General features: G+C 69.9%; 17 protein-coding genes. 8 read left to right on the forward strand and 9 right to left on the reverse strand.

What is annotated here, in order from left to right; translation table 11 throughout:
- Window positions 1-174 precede the first annotated feature (174 nt).
- From SACMADRAFT_RS20915 to SACMADRAFT_RS20940, 6 genes are all read left to right on the forward strand, one after another.
- Window positions 175-552: a response regulator transcription factor gene (locus SACMADRAFT_RS20915; RefSeq protein ID WP_009155840.1), complete on the forward strand. Its 378-nt coding sequence runs from the start codon at window positions 175-177 to the stop codon at window positions 550-552.
- Window positions 549-1,643, forward strand: coding sequence for a HEAT repeat domain-containing protein (locus SACMADRAFT_RS20920; RefSeq protein ID WP_009155841.1), 1,095 nt, complete (start codon window positions 549-551; stop codon window positions 1,641-1,643). The genes SACMADRAFT_RS20915 and SACMADRAFT_RS20920 overlap by 4 nt, the downstream gene beginning before the upstream one ends.
- Complete coding sequence (locus SACMADRAFT_RS20925; protein WP_009155842.1) at window positions 1,640-3,073, forward strand: glycosyltransferase family 2 protein; 1,434 nt, start codon at window positions 1,640-1,642, stop codon at window positions 3,071-3,073. Before SACMADRAFT_RS20920 ends, SACMADRAFT_RS20925 begins: the two co-directional genes overlap by 4 nt.
- Before the next feature lie 88 nt (window positions 3,074-3,161).
- A complete protein-coding gene (locus tag SACMADRAFT_RS20930; protein WP_009155843.1) occupies window positions 3,162-4,292 on the forward strand; it encodes an FtsX-like permease family protein in 1,131 nt (376 codons plus the stop codon).
- Window positions 4,289-4,984, forward strand: coding sequence for an ABC transporter ATP-binding protein (locus SACMADRAFT_RS20935; RefSeq protein WP_009155844.1), 696 nt, complete (start codon window positions 4,289-4,291; stop codon window positions 4,982-4,984). The genes SACMADRAFT_RS20930 and SACMADRAFT_RS20935 overlap by 4 nt, the downstream gene beginning before the upstream one ends.
- 10 nt (window positions 4,985-4,994) lie before the next feature.
- Window positions 4,995-5,582: a TetR/AcrR family transcriptional regulator gene (locus SACMADRAFT_RS20940; RefSeq protein ID WP_009155845.1), complete on the forward strand. Its 588-nt coding sequence runs from the start codon at window positions 4,995-4,997 to the stop codon at window positions 5,580-5,582.
- Here the strand turns inward: SACMADRAFT_RS20940 and SACMADRAFT_RS20945 are convergent.
- From SACMADRAFT_RS20945 to SACMADRAFT_RS20955, 3 genes are read right to left on the reverse strand one after another with little or no spacing between them, the layout of a single operon-like run.
- The gene (locus SACMADRAFT_RS20945; protein ID WP_009155846.1) at window positions 5,560-6,393 is read right to left on the reverse strand and encodes a carbohydrate ABC transporter permease; all 834 of its coding nucleotides are present in this window, start codon (window positions 6,391-6,393) and stop codon (window positions 5,560-5,562) included. The two genes, SACMADRAFT_RS20940 and SACMADRAFT_RS20945, sit on opposite strands and share 23 nt — an antisense overlap.
- Window position 6,394: 1 nt before the next feature.
- The gene (locus tag SACMADRAFT_RS20950; RefSeq protein WP_332307217.1) at window positions 6,395-7,312 is read right to left on the reverse strand and encodes a carbohydrate ABC transporter permease; all 918 of its coding nucleotides are present in this window, start codon (window positions 7,310-7,312) and stop codon (window positions 6,395-6,397) included.
- Window positions 7,313-7,317: 5 nt separating this feature from the next.
- Window positions 7,318-8,625, reverse strand: a complete 1,308-nt coding sequence (locus SACMADRAFT_RS20955; protein ID WP_009155848.1) for an extracellular solute-binding protein — start codon at window positions 8,623-8,625, stop codon at window positions 7,318-7,320.
- A gap of 194 nt (window positions 8,626-8,819) precedes the next feature.
- Between SACMADRAFT_RS20955 and SACMADRAFT_RS20960 the strand changes: the two genes are divergently transcribed.
- Window positions 8,820-9,821, forward strand: coding sequence for a LacI family DNA-binding transcriptional regulator (locus tag SACMADRAFT_RS20960; RefSeq protein ID WP_050998209.1), 1,002 nt, complete (start codon window positions 8,820-8,822; stop codon window positions 9,819-9,821).
- Entirely contained in the window at window positions 9,818-12,127 is a 2,310-nt protein-coding gene (locus SACMADRAFT_RS20965; protein ID WP_009155850.1) for a beta-xylosidase/alpha-l-arabinosidase, read from the forward strand. The genes SACMADRAFT_RS20960 and SACMADRAFT_RS20965 overlap by 4 nt, the downstream gene beginning before the upstream one ends.
- A 9-nt stretch (window positions 12,128-12,136) precedes the next feature.
- On the opposite strand, the gene SACMADRAFT_RS20970 is transcribed toward SACMADRAFT_RS20965, so the two are convergent.
- The 6 genes from SACMADRAFT_RS20970 to SACMADRAFT_RS20995 form a co-directional block, all read right to left on the reverse strand.
- On the reverse strand, window positions 12,137-12,916 hold the full coding sequence (locus SACMADRAFT_RS20970) for a crotonase/enoyl-CoA hydratase family protein (protein ID WP_009155851.1): 780 nt from the start codon (window positions 12,914-12,916) through the stop codon (window positions 12,137-12,139).
- Between the two features lie 43 nt (window positions 12,917-12,959).
- A complete protein-coding gene (locus SACMADRAFT_RS20975) occupies window positions 12,960-14,096 on the reverse strand; it encodes an MFS transporter (RefSeq protein ID WP_009155852.1) in 1,137 nt (378 codons plus the stop codon).
- 73 nt (window positions 14,097-14,169) lie between these two features.
- Window positions 14,170-15,375 carry an MFS transporter gene (locus SACMADRAFT_RS20980; protein WP_009155853.1) on the reverse strand — a complete coding sequence of 402 codons (1,206 nt, stop codon included), beginning with the start codon at window positions 15,373-15,375 and terminating at the stop codon, window positions 14,170-14,172.
- The gene (locus SACMADRAFT_RS20985; protein ID WP_009155854.1) at window positions 15,376-15,810 is read right to left on the reverse strand and encodes a CoA-binding protein; all 435 of its coding nucleotides are present in this window, start codon (window positions 15,808-15,810) and stop codon (window positions 15,376-15,378) included.
- Between the two features lie 65 nt (window positions 15,811-15,875).
- The gene (locus SACMADRAFT_RS20990) at window positions 15,876-17,507 is read right to left on the reverse strand and encodes a thiamine pyrophosphate-binding protein (protein WP_009155855.1); all 1,632 of its coding nucleotides are present in this window, start codon (window positions 17,505-17,507) and stop codon (window positions 15,876-15,878) included.
- A 22-nt stretch (window positions 17,508-17,529) separates the two neighbouring features.
- Window positions 17,530-18,531, reverse strand: coding sequence for a glutathione S-transferase family protein (locus SACMADRAFT_RS20995; protein ID WP_009155856.1), 1,002 nt, complete (start codon window positions 18,529-18,531; stop codon window positions 17,530-17,532).
- Window positions 18,532-18,561: the final 30 nt, after the last annotated feature.

Genomic DNA, 18,561 nt, shown 5'->3' on the forward strand with positions numbered 1-18,561 from the left:
ACCGCGGCGTGATGTCGGCTTGTACGCGACCGTGGCGGACGTTGTCCCGCATCGAGGTCATCGAGGTTCACCGGTTGGGGTGGTACCGGCGGCCGCGGCGAGTCAGTGGTGTGTCAGCGGGAACGCCGATGACGCTGACCACCTGGCACACGCGGCGGGCCCCTGGAGCGAGGCATGACCACGATTCTGGTCGTCGACGACGACGCCGACATCCGGGACCTGGTCGCGTTCAAGCTCCAGATGTCCGGCTACGAGGTGGACACCGTCGGCGACGGGCCCGCAGCGCTGTCCGCCATCGCCGACAACCAGCCGGACCTGGTGGTGCTGGACGTGATGATGCCCGGGATGTCCGGCTACGACGTCTGCCGCAGGCTGCGGGAAGAGCCCGCCACCAGACACCTGCCGATCATCATGCTCACCGCGAGGGCGCAGGACCGCGACGTCGACAGCGGGTTCAGCTCGGGCGCCGACGACTACGTCGTCAAGCCGTTCAACCCGCAGGAACTCCTCCGCCGGGTCTCCGCGCTGCTCGGCAGAGCCCGCAGGCAATGACGCTGTCGGCCACCGGCCTCATGGCCGTCGGCACCAGCGCCGTCGCGCTGGCGCTGGTGCTCGCGCTGGTCGGCTGGCAACTGGTCCGCAGGCAGCGGCAGCGGCGACATGCCGTCCGGGAAGCTCCCGGCAGGAGGTTGCTCGTCGCGCTCGCGGCGGGTGACAGCGAGGCCGAGCGGGAGTTGTTGCGGCTGCCGGAACGGTCATGGCGGGCGGCCGAACCGACCGCGGCACGGTTCATCGAGAAGCTGCGGGGTGAATCGCGTGACGCGCTCCTCCGTGTCTTCGAAGGCAGGGGCGTGGCGAGGCGGGCCATGCGGCAGGTGCGGGCACGCTCGGCGGTGCGAAGGGCCTCCGCCGCGGAGTTGCTCGGCGCGATGCGACGCAGGGAGGCGCTGGCGCCGTTGTGCGTGCTGCTCGACGACCCGGCACCGGAGGTGCGGGTGGTTGCGGCGCGGGCGTTGGGCAGGATCGGTGAGATGGCGGCCGTCGGGCCGCTGGTGGCCAGTCTCGACCGGGTGGGTCCGCCGCAGCAGGTGATCGCCCATGCGTTGCTCGGCCTCGGCAGGGAGGCCGAGCGTCCGATGTTGGACACGCTCGCCACCGCGGGGCCGCATGCCAGGGCGACCGTGGTGGAGGTACTCGGGCTTTCCAGGGCGCTGCGCTCGGTGCCCGCGCTCGTCGAGCTGCTGTGGCAGGACCCGGTGTTGGAGGTGCGGGTGCGGGTGGTGCGGGCACTGGGCCGCATCGGCAGCCGTGCCGCGCTGAGCCCGTTGCTGGCGGCAACGGCGCGAAGTGAGGCGACACCGCTTCGAACCGTGGCGGCCCGCGCACTGGGTGAGCTGGGTGATCCCTCCGCCGCCCCACGGCTGGTGGAGTTGCTGTCGGAGCGGGTGCACCAGATCGCCCACAACGCCGCGGAGTCGCTGCTCGAACTCGGTGAGGCGGGCAGGTCCGGGCTGCGCGAGGCGGCCGACCAAGGCGTCGAGCCCGCGGCGGGGCACGCGCGCGAGGCGCTGGCCCGTGACGAACTCAGGGCCGCCCGGCTGCGGGCGGCGGGGGTGACGGCAGGCGCGGGGGGTGGGTCGTGACCGAGGCGCTGCGGGTGCTGCTGCAGGCCACCGACCTGCTTGTGCTGGTCTACTTCGCGGTACTCAACTCCGTCTACGCGGCACTGGTGATCATCGGTTCGGCCGAACTGGCAGCGCACCTGCGGCGGGAACGGTTCTCCGGGTTGGAGGAGATCTACCGCAGCCCGCTGACCCGGCCGGTGAGCGTGCTCATTCCCGCGCACAACGAGTCGGCGGGAATCATCGAATCGGTGCGCGCGATGCTCTCGCTTCGGTATCCGGAACACGAGGTCGTGGTGGTCGACGACGGATCGACCGACGACACCTTCGAGCGGCTTCGCGAGGAGTACGACCTCGTGGAGATACCGATGGTGGTCCCAGGCGACGTGCCGACCCGCAAGCCGATCAACTCGACGCACGTTCCCCGGCTGCGACAGGACCGGCTTGTGGTGGTGCGCAAGGACAACGGCGGCAAGACCGACGCGCTCAACGTCGGCCTGAACGTGGCGAGGTATCCGCTGGTGTGCATGGTGGACGCCGACGGCATCCTCGACCCCCGAGCCCTGCTGTGGGCGGCCAAGCCGTTCGCCGACGACCCGCTTCGAGTGGTGGCCACGGGCGGGGTCGTCCGGCTCGCCAACGGCTGCACGGTGATCGCGGGCAGGGTCGTTGACGTGCGGATGCCCCGACGCTGGCTGGCTCGCATCCAGGTGGTGGAGTATCTGCGTTCGTTCCTGTTCGGACGCACCGGGTGGTCCAGGATCGGCGGGCTGATCGTCATCTCGGGTGCCTTCGGGGTGTTCCGGCGCGACCTCGTGGTCAACTCCGGCGGGTTGCGGTACGACACCGTCGGGGAGGACGCCGAGCTCGTGGTACGCCTGCACCACGAGTTGCTGCGCAGGCACGCCGACTACCGGATCGAGTTCGTCGGTGAACCGATCGCCTGGACCGAGGCCCCCGAGACGTTCAAGGTCCTCGGCAGGCAGCGCAAGCGCTGGCACCGCGGGCTGGCCGAGATCATGTCCATCCACCGCAAGATGATCGGTAACCCGCGATACCGGCAGGTGGGGATGATGTCGATGCCGTTCTACCTGCTTTTCGAGTTGCTCGCGCCGATCGTGGAACTCGCGGGCCTGATCCTCATCCCGGCGGGCATCCTGCTCGGGGCCGTCAACGTCGACTTCGCGTGGCAGTTTCTGTTGCTGGCCTACGCCTACGCGACGCTTGTGACCGTGTCCTCGATGCTGATCGAGGAGATCGTCTACCACCGGTTCAACCGCACCAGCGACGTGGTGGTCGCCGCGATCGCCGCGGTGCTGGAGAACATCGGCTACCGGCAGTTCACCGCGTGGGCGCGGCTGCGGGGGCTGTGGGCCGCGATCCGGCAGCATCCCGCTACCTGGGGTGAGATGACGCGGCGTGGTTTCACCGAGGCCGAGTCGCACCGCTGAGCGGCTGCCCTACGCCGCCGACGTTTGCCGACATAGCGTTGGTATGATGCCGACAGTGTGTCCGCAAACTTCGGCGATCGGGTAATCGATGTTTCTTGCCGTCCGCGAACTGCGGTTCGCCCGCGCCCGCTTCGGGCTCATGGGCTCCGTCGTCGCGCTCATCGCGGTGCTGATGGTGCTGCTTTCCGGGCTGTCCACCGGCCTTGTCAACGACGGTGTCTCCGGCCTGCAGCGGCTGCCCGTCACGGCGTTCGCCTTCGCCGAGGGAGTGCAGCGCGATTCCGCGTTCTCCCGAAGTGAGATCGACACCCGGGCGGCGAGCGCCTGGCAGGGCCAGGACGGGGTCGCCGAGGCAGAGCCGTTCGGCAACATGCTCGTCAACGCCCGCAACGGTGACGGCGTGCAGATCGACCTCGCGCTGTTCGGTGTGCGGCCGGGGTCCTACCTCGATCCCGGCGCCGCGACCGGTGAGGCGATGGCAGGCCCCGGTGAGACCGTGGTCAGCTCGACGGCGATCGACGCGGGCATCGCCGTGGGTGACACGGTCGTGATCGACCGGCTCGGCACCGAGCTTCGGGTGGTCGGGTCACTTTCCGAGCAGCACACCTTCGGTCACGTCGACGTCGCCTACGTGCCGCTTCGGACCTGGCAGGAGATCCACGCGGGCAGCAGGCCGGGCGAGCCGGTGCCCGATCGTGCCTACTCGGCAGCCACCGCGGTGGCCATCGCCGCCGAGGACGGCGCGGACCTCGACCTGGGCGCGGGAGATCGGGCCGCCGGAACGCAGAGTATGACGGTCGAGGAGTCGTTCGGCGCCTCCCCCGGCTACACCGCCGAGACCTCCACGCTGACGCTCATCCAGGTCTTCCTCTACGCCATCTCGGCGCTCGTGGTCGGCGCCTTCTTCACAGTCTGGACGATCCAGCGGCGGCACGAGCTCGCCGTGCTGCGGGCGATCGGCGCCTCCACCGGCTACCTGTTGCGTGACGGGCTGGCCCAGGCGCTGATCCTGCTGGTAGCCGCTACCTCCGTCGGTGTCGCGATCGGAGTCGGCGGCGGCAGCCTGCTCGACGGCAGCGGGATGCCGTTCGCACTCGACCCGCCGGCCGTCCTGCTGGCCGCCGTGCTGCTGGTGACGCTGGGCCTGCTCGGCGCGGCCACCGCCATCAAGCGCATCACGGCCGTCGACCCACTCACCGCACTCGGAGGAAACCGATGACCGCCAACACCGGCACCACGGGTACGGGCGGGTTGCGGCTCGCCGACGTCAGCAAGACCCTCGGTGACGGCACCGAGACGGTGACCGCGCTCGACCACGTGAACCTCACTGTGTCGCCCGGTGAGTTCGTCGCCGTGGTGGGGCCTTCGGGTTCGGGCAAGTCGAGCCTGCTCGCGGTAGCAGGCGGGCTGTCCGCTCCGACGTCGGGCACGGTGACGGTGGCAGGCGTGGACATCACCGCGCTCAGTGATCGCCGCCGCACCCGGTTCCGCAGGGAATCGGTGGGGTTCGTGTTCCAGTCCGGGAATCTGCTTCCCGCGCTCACCGCCGTCGACCAGCTTCGGCTTCCCTCGCGGTTCGCCGAACGCCGCGCCGCTCGCGACCCGCACGAGTTGCTCGCCGGTGTCGGCATGTCCGACAAGGCGCGGCGCAGGCCGCACGAGCTGTCCGGAGGCGAGCGGCAACGAGTGGCCATCGCGAGGGCGCTGGTACTCGGTCCGAGCCTGCTACTGGTGGACGAGCCCACCGCCGCGCTCGACCGCTCGCGCAGCCACGAGGTCGTGGAACTGCTGGCCAAGGAGACCCGCGAGTTCGGTGTGGCGACCGTGCTGGTCACTCACGACCATGACGTGCTGGAATACTGTGACAGCGTCTACGAGATGGTCGACGGCAGGTTGGCCACGTCAGCGTGAGAGGGGCCAGTTGCCCAGGATCAGCGCCGCCACCGTTGCCGAGCATCGCGCTCGGCAACGCAGGGCGATCCTGGATGCCGCGCGGGAGATCATCGCCGAGAACGGGCACGGTTCGCCGAGCCTGGCGGAGGTCGCCAAGCGCACCGGCCTGGCACGCTCCAGCGTCTACCAGTACTTCGACTCCCGCGACGACCTGCTCACGGCCGTGATCGCCGACGTGCTGCCGCGCTGGGCCGACTACGTGACCGCGCGGATGCGGGAAGCCGACGACCCCGGCGGGCGGGTACTGGCCTACGTGTCCGCGAACCTGCATCTGGTGGCCACGGGTGAGCACGCGATCGCCCGAGCGCTGGCCGAGGTGGCTCCCCGGGAACCACTGGCGCAGTCCAGCCGCGACATGCACAACGCGCTGCTCGCCCCGGTGGTGGAGGCGTTGCGCGAACTCGGCGCCAGCGACCCGGACGCCATCGCGGAGTTGATCCAGTCGGTGGTTTACGCGGCCTCGCGCATGGTTGAGTCGGGCATGCCGGAAGGCAGCGCGGTCGCGCACACGCGCGAGTTGCTCGCGCCCTACCTCACCGGCCGAAACCCGCGGTGAGCCCGCTGACCAGCTGCCTGCGGCCGAGGATGTAGAGCGCCAGCACCGGCAGCGTCGACAGCACGACGGCGGCGAGGATCGCCGGGATGTTGACCTGGAACTGGCCCTGGAAGCTCCACAACGCCAGCGGCAACACGCGCTGGTCGGGACTCTGTGTGAGGATCAGCGGGAACAGGAAGCCGTTCCACACCGTCAGCCCGTCGTAGACCGCGACGGTGATCACCGCGGGCCGCACCAGCGGCAGCACCAGGCTCACGAGCATCCGCCAGTGGCCCGCGCCGTCGAGCCGCATCGACTCGAACAGCTCACCGGGCACATCGCGCAGGAAATTGGCCAGGATGACGACGGTGAGCGGAATCGCGAACGCGGCGGAGGGCAGGATGATCGCCAGCAGTGTGTCGTAGAGCCTGGCCCGCGTGATGAGGTAGTACACCGGGATGATCACGGCCTGCAACGGGATGGCCAGCCCGAGCAGGAACACCTTGTACGTAAGGCCCGCGGTCCGCCCGCTGCCCCGCACGACGTAGTACGCGGCCAGCAGCGAGACCGAAACCGTGACGGCGACGGTGGCGAAGGTGACCACCAGGCTGTTCGTCAGGTAGCGCAGGAAGTCGTTCTCCAGCACCAGCCGGTAGCTGTCCAATGTGGGCTCATCCGGCGGCAGCAGCGGGTTCGAGCTGTAGAAGCCCGCCTGGCTGCGCAGGCTGGTGAGTACCACGTAGTAGACCGGCAGCAGCACGATCAGCAGCCACAGCAGGCCGCCGAGGCCGCCGAGGACGTTGGGCCGGTTCGAGGCACGGGCCGCACCCATGTCAGGCACCCTCCAGTTGACTTCCGCGCCCGAAGCCGGCCAGCCTGGACAGTCCGAGCGCCAGCGCGAGCCCGGCGCCGACCAGGATCACCGCGAGCACGCTGGCGAGGCCCATCTGGTTGGCGGAGAAGCCGTGCAGGTACATGTCGAGCGGCAGGATGCGGGTGGCCTCGCCAGGGCCGCCCGCCGTGAGCACGTAGACCAGGTCGAAGTAGGTGAGCGAACCGACGAGCATGAGCGTCGAGGAGGTGATGATCGTGTAGCGCAACTGCGGCAGGGTGATGTGGAAGAACTGCCTCACCCTCCCCGCGCCGTCGATCTCCGCCGCCTCGTACAGCGTTCGCGGGATCTGCCGCACCCCCGCCTGGTACAGCAAGGTGTGGAACGGCACGAACTGCCAGGCGATCACGAACACCACCACGTAGAGGGCCAGATCCGCGTCACCCAGCCAGTCCTGCGCCAGCCACTCGGCACCGAAGGCCAGGCTCATCCCGAAGTTCGGGTCCAGCAGTGCCTTGAACGCGATGGCGATCGCGGCCGACGACAGCAACATCGGCAGGAAATACAGCACCCCCAGCACGGCACGGTAGCGACCACGCGCCGCGACGAGCACGCCGAGCAGCAAGGAGATCGGGGTCTGCACCAACCAGCTCAGCACCATCACCTGCACGGAAAGCCACAGCGCGTGGTAGGTGCCGGGATCGCGCAGCGCGGTTGCCCAGTTTCCAAGGCCCGCCCACGTCATCGCGCCGATGCCGTCCCAGTTCAGCATGCTCAACACGACAACGCCACCGAGCGGCACCAGCGCGAAGACCGCGAAGAACGCCAGCGCGGGCAGCGCCATGACCGGGTGCGGCCCGGTGCGGCCGGTCTCGACCGCACCGGGTTTCGTCCCCGCCACCGGCGAGTCGTCGACCACGGCGCTCACTGTTCGATCGTCTTGTCCATGTTCGCGGAGAACTGCTCCGGAGTGATCTCGTTGAGGAACAGTTGCTCGAGGTTGTTGAGCAGCGCGTCGGCCTGCTTGGGCGACAGTGCCTGGTCCCACGACAGCTGGAAACTCGGCGCGTCACTTGCCAACTCGTAGACGAAGGAGAGGTACTCCGGCTCGTCGGTACCGGCGAACTTGTCCTCGATGCCCGAGACCGGCGGCACCGAGCCACCGGAGAGCAGGGTGTCCACATAGGCGTCGTTCATCATGCCGTCGGTGAGGTATTCCAGCGCCACCCGCCTCTCCTCGTCGGTTGCCTGTGCCGAAACCGCCCAGAAGTTGGCGGGGTTGCCCACGATGTTCGCGGGGTCGCCCTTACCACCCTCGACGGTGGGGAAGGTGGTGTAACCCAGCTTGCCTTCGGCGATGAAGTCAGGCGCCGACTCCTTGATCGTCGGGTAGGCCCATGACCCCATCAGCAGCATCGCCGCCTTTCCGGTGTAGAGCAGCGCGGAGTCGGCGGCGCTGTCGGAGGCGATGGAGTTGAAGCCCTTCACGAAGCCACCGGCGGCGACGAGTTCCTGGATCATCCGGTTCGCCTGCTTGATCGCCGGGTGCGACCACGCCCCCGGCTCGTTGGCCGCGATGGCGTTGAACACCTCGGGACCACCGATGCGGTCGACGAGGTACTCCTCCCACATCAGCTGCGGCCACTTGCTCTGCCCGCCTATCGCCAGCGGGGCGATACCTGCCTGCTTGAACTTCGGCACCAACGCCATCAGGTCCTGCCAGGTCCTCGGCGGCTCGGCACCGACCTTGGCGAAGACGTCCTTGTTGTAGTACAGCAGCACGGGCTGCATCCCGTTGTTGGGCAACGCGTAGGTCTTGCCGTCCACCTTGCCCGTCTCCAGCACCGAGGGCAGGAACCTGTCCACGAGTTGCGGCGACTTCTCGATCTCGGCGCTGAGGTCTGCCACCTTGCCGCCCGCCACCCACTCCTTGAGCGTGCCGCCGCCCCAGCCGAAGATCAGGGTCGGTGCGTCGTTCGCGCCGATCGCCGTGCGGATCTTCTGCTTGTAGGCGTCGTTGGCGAAGAACTCCACGTTGATCGCTGAGTCGGGGTGGCCTTCGTTCCACGACTCGAACGACGTGCGGATGGTCTGCTCGTCGCCGCCGGTGAGCGCCCACGCCGACGCACCGGAATCCGCGCCGGGGCCACTCGTTCCACAGGCGGTGACCAGCATCAGCAGCGCGGTCACAGCCCCCGCCAGTAACGCCGAGCGCCGGTTGCCCAGTCTCATGGTGTTCCTTCCGCATTGAAGGATCGAAACTTTTCGGAAAACCCAAAAGAGTTGCAGCGCACCATAAAGTGCTCAAACGCACCCGTCAAGGCACTGGCCAAGTCACGAGGCCAAGCTATAGTGGCGCAAGTTTTCGGGAAAGAGTTGCGGAGGTTGCTGTGCGAGCTGGTGCCGGGCAGCGGACAACCCTGGCCATGGTGGCCGAAGCCGCGGGCGTTTCGCTGCCGACGGCGTCGAAGGTGCTGAACGGCCGCGGGGACGTCGCCGCGGCCACCCGCGGCAGGGTGGAGAAGGCGGTGAGGGAGCTGGGTTACGTGCCCGTGTCCGGCCGCCGCAACACGAACCAGAACCGGATCGTGGACCTCGTCTTCGACGACCTGGTCAGCCCCTACTCGCTCGAGGTGCTGCGCGGCGTCACGCAGGCAGGCGCGGAGGCGGGGGTCGACGTGGTCGTCAGCAGGGCACCCACCGGCAAGGCCGCCGAGGCGGCGAACTGGGCGGGCAAACTGAAGACGGGCGGGCGCGAGGGCCTGATCGTGGTGACCTCGGAGCTGAGCCTGGAGCAGGTCGAGGCCTTCGCCAGAGCGGGCATCGCGCTGGTGGTGATCGACCCGCTCAACCTGCCGAGGGTCGAGGTGACCAGCGTCGGAGCCACCAACTGGTCGGGCGGGTTGACCGCGACCGAACACCTGCTCTCGCTCGGGCACCAGCGCATCGCGTTCGCGGGCGGACCGCGGCAGGCGTCCTGCGCCCGCGCCAGGTTGCACGGTTACCGCGCCGCGCTGGAGAAGGCAGGAACAGCGGCGGACGACTCGCTGGTGCTGCACGGCGCCTTCGGTTACCCCGACGGCCTCGAGATGGGCGGGCGGCTGCTGGATCTGCCGAAGCGACCGACCGCGGTGTTCGCGGCCAGCGACGCGACGGCGGTGGGCGTCATGGAGGCCGCCAGGCGGCGTGGGCTGCGGGTGCCGCAAGACCTCAGCGTCGTCGGCTTCGACGACACCATCCTGGCCACCCTCGCCACACCCGCACTGACCGTCGTCCGACAGCCGCTGCCCGACATGGGCAGGGTCGCGCTGCGCACGCTGCTGCGGCTGATCGACGGCGAAAGCCTTGACTCTCACCACGTCGAACTCGCCACGAAGCTCGTCGTGCGTGACTCGACGGCAGCCATCTCAGGACAGGGAGAACGATGACGGAACCGACGTGGCGCGACCCTTCCCTGCCCGCGCGGCTACGCGCGGAAGCCTTGCTGGCCGAGTTGACGCTGGAGGAGAAACTGTCCCAACTCGGCAGCGCATGGCCGGGCAACGACGAGATCAGCGGCAACGTCGCGCCCATGCAGGAGGTGTTCGCGCGCGGAGGATCGAACGGCGAGCACGGCGTCGGTCACCTCACCCGCGTGTTCGGCACCGCGCCGGTCAGCGCGACGGAGGGCGTCGACCGGATCGCCGCCCTGCAACGCGAGGTCGTCGAGGGCACGCGGCTGCGCATCCCCGCGATCGTGCACGAGGAGTGCCTCACCGGGTTCACCACCTACGGCGCCACCGTGTACCCGTCCCCACTGGCGTGCGCCGCGACGTTCGACCCCGGCCTCGTCGAACGCATGGCGGCGGCCATAGCCGAGGACATGCGATCCGTGGGAGTGCACCAAGGTCTTTCGCCGGTACTCGACGTCGTGCGCGACCCGAGATGGGGACGCGTCGAGGAAACCATGGGCGAGGACCCGTACCTGGTGGCGACCATGGGTACCGCGTATGTGCGTGGCCTGGAGGACGGCGGGATCATCGCGACGCTGAAACACTTCGTCGGCTACTCCGCCTCGCACGCGGCCCGCAACCACGCCCCGGTGTCGATCGGTCCCCGTGAGCTTCGCGACGTGCTGCTGCCGCCCTTCGAAATGGCGATCCGCGACGGCGGCGCACGGTCGGTGATGAACGCCTACGTCGACCTCGACGGTGTGCCGGTCGCCGCCAGCGACGAGCTGCTCACGACGGTGTTGCGGCAGGAGTGGGGCTTCGACGGCGTCGTGGTGTCCGACTACTGGGCGATCCCGTTCCTGAGGACCATGCACGGCGTCGCCGACACCTCGGGCGGCGCGGGCGCGCTCGCACTGGCGGCGGGCATCGACGTGGAACTGCCGCACACTCTGTGCTACGGCAAGGAATTGCTCGAACTGGTGCGTTGCGGCGACCTCGCGGAGCAGGTCGTCGACCGTTCGGTGCTGCGCCTGCTGCAGCAGAAGGCAGAACTCGGCCTGCTCGACCCCGACTGGACCCCGCGACCGGACGCGGGCGCCGACGTGGACCTGGACTCGGCGCGCAACAGGGAACTGGCGAGGCAGCTCGCCGAACGGTCGGTGGTGCTGCTCGGCAACGACGGCACACTGCCGATGGCGGCCGAATCCGGCCACATCGCCGTGGTGGGTCCCTGCGCAGACCAGCCGCAGGCGTTTCTGGGCTGCTACTCATACCCCAACCACGTGCTGCCGAGGTATCCGGAGCTGGACCTCGGTGTCGACGTGCCCTCACTTGTCACGGCACTGCGCACGGAGTTCCCAGCCGCCCGGTTCACCACCAAACTCGGTTGCCCGGTCAGCGAGCCCGACACCTCCGGTATCGCCGATGCCGTCGCGGCGGCGAAGCAGGCCGACGTCTGCGTGGCCGTTGTGGGCGACAGGTCCGGCATGTTCGGCGGCGGCACCTCGGGAGAGGGCTGCGACGCCGCCGATCTGAGTCTTCCCGGTGTGCAGGAGCAACTGCTCGACGAGTTGCTGGCGACCGGCACACCCGTCGTCGTCGTAGTGGTCTCCGGGCGGCCGTACGCGCTGGGCAGGCATGCCGACCGCGCGGCCGCGCTGGTGCAGGCCTTCCTGCCCGGCGAGGAGGGCGGCCCCGCCGTGGCGGGGGTGCTGAGCGGCCGGATCAACCCCAGCGGACGGCTTCCGGTGCAGCTTCCCCGCGACCCCGGCGGCCAGCCCGCCACATACCTGCACCCGCCGCTCGGCGGCAACAGTCAGGGCATCAGCAACCTCGACCCCACACCGCTGTTCCCGTTCGGGCACGGGCTGTCCTTCACCGAGTTCCGTTACGAGCGGCTGCGGCTGAGCGCGCAACGCGTACCCACCGACGGCGAGCTGTCGATCTCGGTGGAGATCCGAAACGTCGGTGAGCGCGCGGGCGAGGAAGTGGTCCAGCTGTACCTGCGGGACGTGCTGGCGCAGGTGACCAGACCGGTGCGGCAACTGGCCGGGTACGCACGGGTCGGCCTGCCCGCGGGCGGGCGGGCAAGGGTGACCTTCCGGCTGCACGCCGACCGCACCAACTTCACCGGAACCGACCTGCGCAGGATCGTCGAACCGGGCACCGTGGAGGTGTTCGTGGGCGCCTCCGTCGCCGAACTGCCGTGCTCGGGCCGGTTCGAGTTGACCGGTCCGCTGCGCCAGGTCGGGCCCGATCGGGTGCTGACCACACCAGCCGAGGTGACAGTGCTTTCCGACTGATGGCGCCGCTCAGCCGAGGTCGGAGAACGAACCGCCCCTTCCCGCGCCTGATGCGAACCGGCGGGCTCCGGCCTCGGCGTCGGTGGCGAGCGAGACCATCCCGTGCCGCCACTCCACCGCCATCGCCTGCTGCTGCGGCAGCCCCTCCTGTTCGAGCAGGGAAAGCCGATCGTGCCGAAGGCACGTCTGCGGGAATCGGGCGAGTTCGGCGGCGAGTTCCTCGGCCCGCTCCCGCTCCCGCCCCTGCGGCACGACCCGGTTGACCAGCCCGATGCTCAGCGCCTCGTCGGCGTCCACGGCACGGCCGGTGAGCACCAGGTCCATCGCCCTGCTGGCGCCGATCAGCCTCGGTAGCCGCACCGTTGCGCCGTCGATCAGCGGCACACCCCAGCGCCTGCAGAACACCCCGAAGACCGCGTCCGCCGAGGCCACCCGCAGGTCGCACCACAGCGCGAGTTCCAACCCGCCCGCGACGGCGTGACCACGTACCGCCGCGATCACCGGCTTGCTCAGCCGCATCCGGGTCGGCCCCATCGGACCCGCGCCGTCCGGCTCCACCCGGTTGCCCCTCGGCGTGCCGATGGCCTTGAGATCGGCGCCCGCGCAGAAGGTGCCGCCTTCGCCCCACAGCACGGCCACCGACAGCGAGTCGTCGGCGTCGAAGACGGCGAACGCGTCGGCGAGCGCTGCGGCGGTCGGACCGTCCACGGCGTTGCGCGCATCCGGCCGCGACAGGATCACCGTCGCCACCTGTCCCTGCCGTTCCACCCGCACCGGTTCACCGGACATCGCTGCTGCCTCCTCCCGGCACGGCGCCGACCCGGGCATGATCTCACGTTGGCACCCGGCCGCGGACTCCCGAGCCCGCCGACCGCAATCCGTACGGCAGCGCGGCCGCCACCAGCAGCGCCAGTACGGCCACGGCAGGCAGGCCCGCCACCGCCCACGCACCGAACAGCAACAACGAGGCAAGGTCGGTGCCGAGCCCGGCGACGGAGGTGACGGTGGCTCGCGACGTGCTCTCGATTCGCTCCTGCAGCCGGGCGCTGCCCACCACCAGCACGGCGCGGTAGACGGCGTAGCCCGCCGCCACCGCCACCAGGCTCACCGGCCGCGCCAGCACCGATGCCAGCAGCAGTGGCGGCACGGACGCCGCGAGCAGCAGCGCCAGCCTGCCTGCCCGCAGCCGGTGCAGCCCCAGCCTGCCCGCCAGTGCCGAGCCCACCGCACCCGCCAGCGGGATGGCCACCACCGCGAGCGGAATCCACGTCACCGGCACCTGCCACTGCCCGGCCAGCAGCGGAAAGTACTCCTCCAGCCCGTCGAGGGAGGCCAGCAACGCGACCGCGAGCACGGCGCCGCGCACCAGCGGACGCCGAAACGCCTCCGCAATGCCCGTGCGCAGGGTGAACAGGTACCGGGTCCGGTGGGCACCGTCGGGCTCACCGTGGGCGCGGGGCGGCTCCGGCAACCGGGAGGCGACGAACGCGGCGGTGAGGCAGGTACCGACGCTGGCCCAGCCGACCAGCGCGAAACCGCCCACCGGGTAGAGCAGAGCGGCGGCCGCGGCTGCCGGCAACTGCGCCACCAGCCCCATGGCGTGTACGTCGCCGTAGACGCGGGCGAAGTGCTCGCCCGCCCCCGCGGCGGCCAACCCGTCGTACAGCAGCGCCTCGAGGGCTCCCGAGACGAGCGTGCCGCCCAGCCCCCACAACACGAAACCGGCGGCGAACGCCAGGAATCCGGGGTGGGCGGTCCACAGCGCGTAGCAGGCGGCCTGCGCCACGGACCCGGCCACGAGCGCGGTTCTGCGGGAGAACCGGTCGGCCAGCGCCCCCGTCGGCACCTCCGCCAGCACGCCGACGACCGACCAGATGGCGAACAGCGCCGAGATCTGCGCTTCGGTGAGGCCGGTTTCGGCGAAGAGCAGCGCGTACAGCGTGTACAGCGGTACGACGTCGGCCAGCAACGCCCACAGTCGGATCAGCCGGGTGAGCGGGCGGGCGGCCTCAGGTACGTGACGTCAAAGAAACGGCATGTGGCTACCGTACCTTCGGCCGCAGCCGCCTCGCCACGATCGCGAGGATCGCCAAGGTGATCACCATCAGCCCGTACCAGGTGGCCGTCACCGGAAGGCCGACATGGGTCGCGGCGAGCCCGGCCGCGAGCGAGGGCAGGCTGAAGGACAGGTAGCAGGCCGTGTAGATGGTCGCCACGAGCGCGGCCCTGCCACCGGGCGGGGCCAGTGCGGTGGCGGTGCGGAAGGCACCGAGGAACGTGGCACCGAAACCGAACCCGCCAAGGACCGTGGCGGCGAAGAACAGCGGGGCGAAGGCCACCGCCAGCGCGACCAGCACCGCGGCAACGCCGACCGCGAGTGCGCTCGCGCCCACGGTCATCGCGGCCTGTGGCTGCCAGTTCCGCACCAGCACCGACGCCGCCGCACCGGTGCCGGTGAGCAGGAACACGACGAGCCCACCCGCCACCGGGTTGTCGATGCCGAGGATGTCGACCACCAGCGAGCGGCCGAGCGACAGGTACAGGCCACCGAGCGTCCACGGCACCACGAGCGAGGGCAGCACCGTGAGGAACGCCCGTAGCTTGCCGGGCGGGACCCCGAGTTGGGGGCGAAGCGAACGCAGCGCGCCCGGCCTGCGAGTCACGGGTTCGGGGGTGAACAGCAGCGCGATGGCCGTGCCGAGGAACGCCACGAGCAGCAGGATGTACACCAGTTTCGTCGGGGCGGGAGCGAACTGCACGAGCAACCCCACCCCGAGCGCGCCGACAGCCAGACCCGCGGTCGGGGTCGCGCTGTTCACCAGCGCGCCCGTGCCCGGTCTGCGCTCCAGGTCGATCAGTGCCGCGCTGATGGCTCCGGTCGCCGCCCCGGTGGCGAGGCCCTGCAGAATCCGCGCCGCGTACAGCCAGCCGACGTCTTCGGCAAGCACGAACAGCAGCATGCTGCCCGCTTCGGCGACGATGGCGCTGACCAGCACGGGTTTGCGGCCGACGTAGTCCGACAGCGCACCGGCCGACACCAGCATGACCAGCAGGCCGAGCACGTACACGGCGAAAACCGCGGTCAGCGTCGCGGGCGTGAACCCCCACATCCGCTGGTACACGACGTAGAGCGGCGAGGGCGCGCTCGCGGCGAACATGAGCAGGAACAGCGCTACGGCGACCAGCGAGAACGCGGCCGTCCGCACCCGGCCTGCCACCTCGGGCCTGCTCGGGGTCGCGACGGCCATCTAAGCCGCGTCCTTGCGGATGCCGTTGACGGCGCGCACCACGGCCATGCAGCGGTCCTCGACGTAGGCCAGGCCGGCCTCCCGTGCGATCTCGCGTGCCCTGCCGGAGGTGATGCCCTGTTGCAGCCACAACGCCTTGGCCCCGATCCGCACCGCCTCCTCGGCGACAGCGGGTGCTTCCGGTCCCGGCCGGAACACCTCCACCACCTCCACCGGCTCGTCGATGTCGCTGAGGTGGCGATACACGCGCTCGCCGAGCAGGGTGTCGGCTACCGGGTTGACCGGGATGATCCGAAAACCCGCGGCGCGCATCGCGGCGGGTACCGAGTGCGCGGCCTTGGCCGGGTCGCGGCTGCAACCGACCACCGCTATGGTGCTGAACTCGCGAAGTATCCGAGCCGCCTCGGCATTCGTTTCGGCATCCATGCTCTCCATGCGCGTCATCCTCCGGGTCAGCGGGGCGTTCTCCAAACTCGCCAAACCCTGTAACCGCGCGGAGCCTATTTTCGATACCAGCGGGGCGAGGTGTTCAGCGGCGGGCTCAGCTCCGCGCTGACCACCAGCACGTTCGGCTCCTCGGCCCTGGTGAACTCGCGCAGCAGCCTGCGAAACGCCCTGCCGAAACCGTCGACCCGGTCGGCGTAGACACCGAACGACTTCGCGAGGCCCACGAAGTCGGGTGTGGCCAGATCGACACCGCGGTGCGGCAGTCCCTCGCGGGTCTGGTCGTAGCGCAGCATCCCGTAGCCGCCGTCGTCGACGATCACCACCGTGATGGGCAGCTTCTGCTGGATCGCGGTGGCCAACTCCGCGCAACCGAACAGGAACCCGCCGTCACCGGTGACGCACACCGCCCTGCTCGCACCGGCGGCCGCCACCCCGAGCGAGGCCGGGAAGGCGAAGCCCAACGTGCCCCAGCCCATCGGGTAGGCCAGCTGGCGTGGTCCCGCCACGCGGTAGAAGCCGCCGATCCAGTACCCGGCAACGCACATGTCCGCCACGAGTACGGAGCCTTCCGGCAGCGTCTCTTTCAACGCGGCAAGGAACTCGGCGGCCTGCGGCTCCTCCTTACGCACCCGCCTGCGCACCCGCGACTCGATCTCGTCGAGGCGGCGGGTCAACTCGTCGATGCCACTGCTGGGCGCGAGGCCGACGAGCAACTGCTCCACCACGTCTCGCGCGTCGCCCTGCAACAGCAGGTCGGGCGGGTAGTTCTTGTTGGCGTCGGCCGCGTCGACGTTGATCGCGATGAGCCTGCCAGGCCGGGGCATGTGCCAGTTCTGGGTCATCAGACCGTCGAAGTCGGTGCCGACGGCCAGTACCACGTCGGCCTCGTCCCACAGCGCGCCGACCTCCGGGGTGTGCACCGGGTTGGGGGCCAGGCACGGGTGGTCCGGCGGCACCAGCCCGCGTGCGGCGAAGGTGGTGACGATGGGCGCCGCGAGTCGTTCGGCGAGTTTTCCGATCACCTCGCCCGCGCCCGAACGCAGAGCGCCCCCACCTGCCCAGATCAGCGGGCGCGCCGCGGCGGACAGCACGCCACGTGCGGCGCTGAGGTCCTCGAACGCGATCGCGGGTAGCCGATCGGTCGGCTCGACGTCGTGGCGGCGCACCACCTGCTCACGCAGGAAGTCGGTGGGAATGCCGAGGTAGACGGGTCCGCTCTGCGGGCGCTGCGCCAGCCGTCCCGCCCTGCGCACCGCCGCCGCGATGGCGTCGGGGTGGTCGACGTTGATCGCGCCCTTGGTGATCGGTGCGAACAGCGCCCGCTGGTCGCTCGTCTCGTGCAGCACACCCCGGACGGTTCCCTTCCTGCGCAGCGTCGAGGGGATGTCGGTGGCGATGACGAGCACCGGTGAGGCGGACGCGTTGGCCTCGCCGACGGCCGCGAGCGTGTTCGCGGCACCGGGGCCCGTTGTCACCAGCGCGACGCCGAGCCTGCCGGTGGTGCGGGCGTAGCCGTCGGCCGCGTAACCCGCGGCCTGCTCGTGGCGCACACCGATGAGCCGGATTCCGGTGCTCTCCAACTCGTCCCAGATCGGCAGGTTGTGCACGCCGGGCAGACCGAAGACTACTTCGACGCCGAGTTCGGTCAGTGCGTCGACGAGGCTGCGGGCTCCGGTCTTTGGCACGGGGGCGAGAATACGAGGAGTGTCACCACTGCGGTGGCAGGGTCTCCTGACGCGGTGGCGGAGGAGGCGGCGTACCGTCGCCGAACGGCCTGCCACCAAGGGATTCCCGCCCGTGTGAGGTGAGCCAGCCGGAAAGGTCCGGACCTTTCGGCACGATCCGCGTCGGGTTGAGCTGCTCGTGAACCTGGTAGTAGTGCCGCTTGATGTGGTCGAAATCCACGGTGTCGCCGAAACCCGGGGTCTGGAACAGGTCACGTGCGTAGGCCCACAGCACCGGCGACTCGGCGAGCTTGTTCCGGTTGCACTTGAAGTGCCCGTGGTAGACGGCGTCGAACCGGACCAGCGTGGTGAACAGCCTGATGTCGGCCTCGGTGATGGTGTCGCCGACGAGGTACCGGTTGCCCGCGAGCCGCTCGGCGAGCCGGTCGAGCCGGGAGAACAGCCGCTGGTAGGCGTCCTCGTAGGCGGACTGCTTGGTGGCGAACCCCGCTTCGTAGACCGCCGCGTTGACGTCGGCGTACACCTCGTCGTTGACGCGGTCGATCTCCTCGCGCAACGGCTCGGGGTACAACTTCGGCGCGCCCTCGCGGTGATACGCGGTCCACTCGGTGGACAGATCGATCGTGATCCGCGGGTAGTCGTTGGTCACGAGCTTGCCGCTGGGGATGTCCACGACCGCGGGCACGCTGATGCCGCCGGTGTAGTCGGGGTCGGCCTTGTGGTAGGCCTCGGCGAGGAACCGGATACCGAGCACCGGGTCACGCCCGTCGGGGTCGAGGGTGAACCGCCAGCTGCGCTCGTCCTGGATCGGGTCGGCCACCGCCACGGACAGCACGTCCTCCAGCCCCAGCAGCCTGCGCACCACGAGCGCGCGGCTGGCCCACGGGCAGGCGCGGCTGACCACGAGTCGGTACCTGCCGGGTTCGACCGGCCAACCGTCGCGACCGTCGGCGGTGATCCGGTCGGTGAACCTGTTGGGCGCCCGGTGGAACTCGCCGGTTTCCGGGTCCGTCGGGATGGTCATGACCCGACCCTAGCCGAACCGGAACTCGTG

Origin of the sequence: Saccharomonospora marina XMU15, from assembly GCF_000244955.1 — a bacterium.
GTDB lineage: Bacteria > Actinomycetota > Actinomycetes > Mycobacteriales > Pseudonocardiaceae > Saccharomonospora_A > Saccharomonospora_A marina.

What these genes read in the sequence shown, in the direction of transcription:
- SACMADRAFT_RS20945 (WP_009155846.1), bottom strand. Translation starts at nt 6,393, where the DNA reads ATGGGTGCGGCCCGTGCCTCGAACCGGCCCAACGTCCTCGGCGGCCTC.
- SACMADRAFT_RS20915 (WP_009155840.1), top strand. Translation starts at nt 175, where the DNA reads ATGACCACGATTCTGGTCGTCGACGACGACGCCGACATCCGGGACCTG.
- SACMADRAFT_RS20935 (WP_009155844.1), top strand. Translation starts at nt 4,289, where the DNA reads ATGACCGCCAACACCGGCACCACGGGTACGGGCGGGTTGCGGCTCGCC.
- SACMADRAFT_RS20965 (WP_009155850.1), top strand. Translation starts at nt 9,818, where the DNA reads ATGACGGAACCGACGTGGCGCGACCCTTCCCTGCCCGCGCGGCTACGC.
- SACMADRAFT_RS20995 (WP_009155856.1), bottom strand. Translation starts at nt 18,531, where the DNA reads ATGACCATCCCGACGGACCCGGAAACCGGCGAGTTCCACCGGGCGCCC.
- SACMADRAFT_RS20980 (WP_009155853.1), bottom strand. Translation starts at nt 15,375, where the DNA reads ATGGCCGTCGCGACCCCGAGCAGGCCCGAGGTGGCAGGCCGGGTGCGG.
- SACMADRAFT_RS20920 (WP_009155841.1), top strand. Translation starts at nt 549, where the DNA reads ATGACGCTGTCGGCCACCGGCCTCATGGCCGTCGGCACCAGCGCCGTC.
- SACMADRAFT_RS20930 (WP_009155843.1), top strand. Translation starts at nt 3,162, where the DNA reads ATGTTTCTTGCCGTCCGCGAACTGCGGTTCGCCCGCGCCCGCTTCGGG.
- SACMADRAFT_RS20985 (WP_009155854.1), bottom strand. Translation starts at nt 15,810, where the DNA reads ATGGAGAGCATGGATGCCGAAACGAATGCCGAGGCGGCTCGGATACTT.
- SACMADRAFT_RS20970 (WP_009155851.1), bottom strand. Translation starts at nt 12,916, where the DNA reads ATGTCCGGTGAACCGGTGCGGGTGGAACGGCAGGGACAGGTGGCGACG.
- SACMADRAFT_RS20955 (WP_009155848.1), bottom strand. Translation starts at nt 8,625, where the DNA reads ATGAGACTGGGCAACCGGCGCTCGGCGTTACTGGCGGGGGCTGTGACC.
- SACMADRAFT_RS20960 (WP_050998209.1), top strand. Translation starts at nt 8,820, where the DNA reads ATGGTGGCCGAAGCCGCGGGCGTTTCGCTGCCGACGGCGTCGAAGGTG.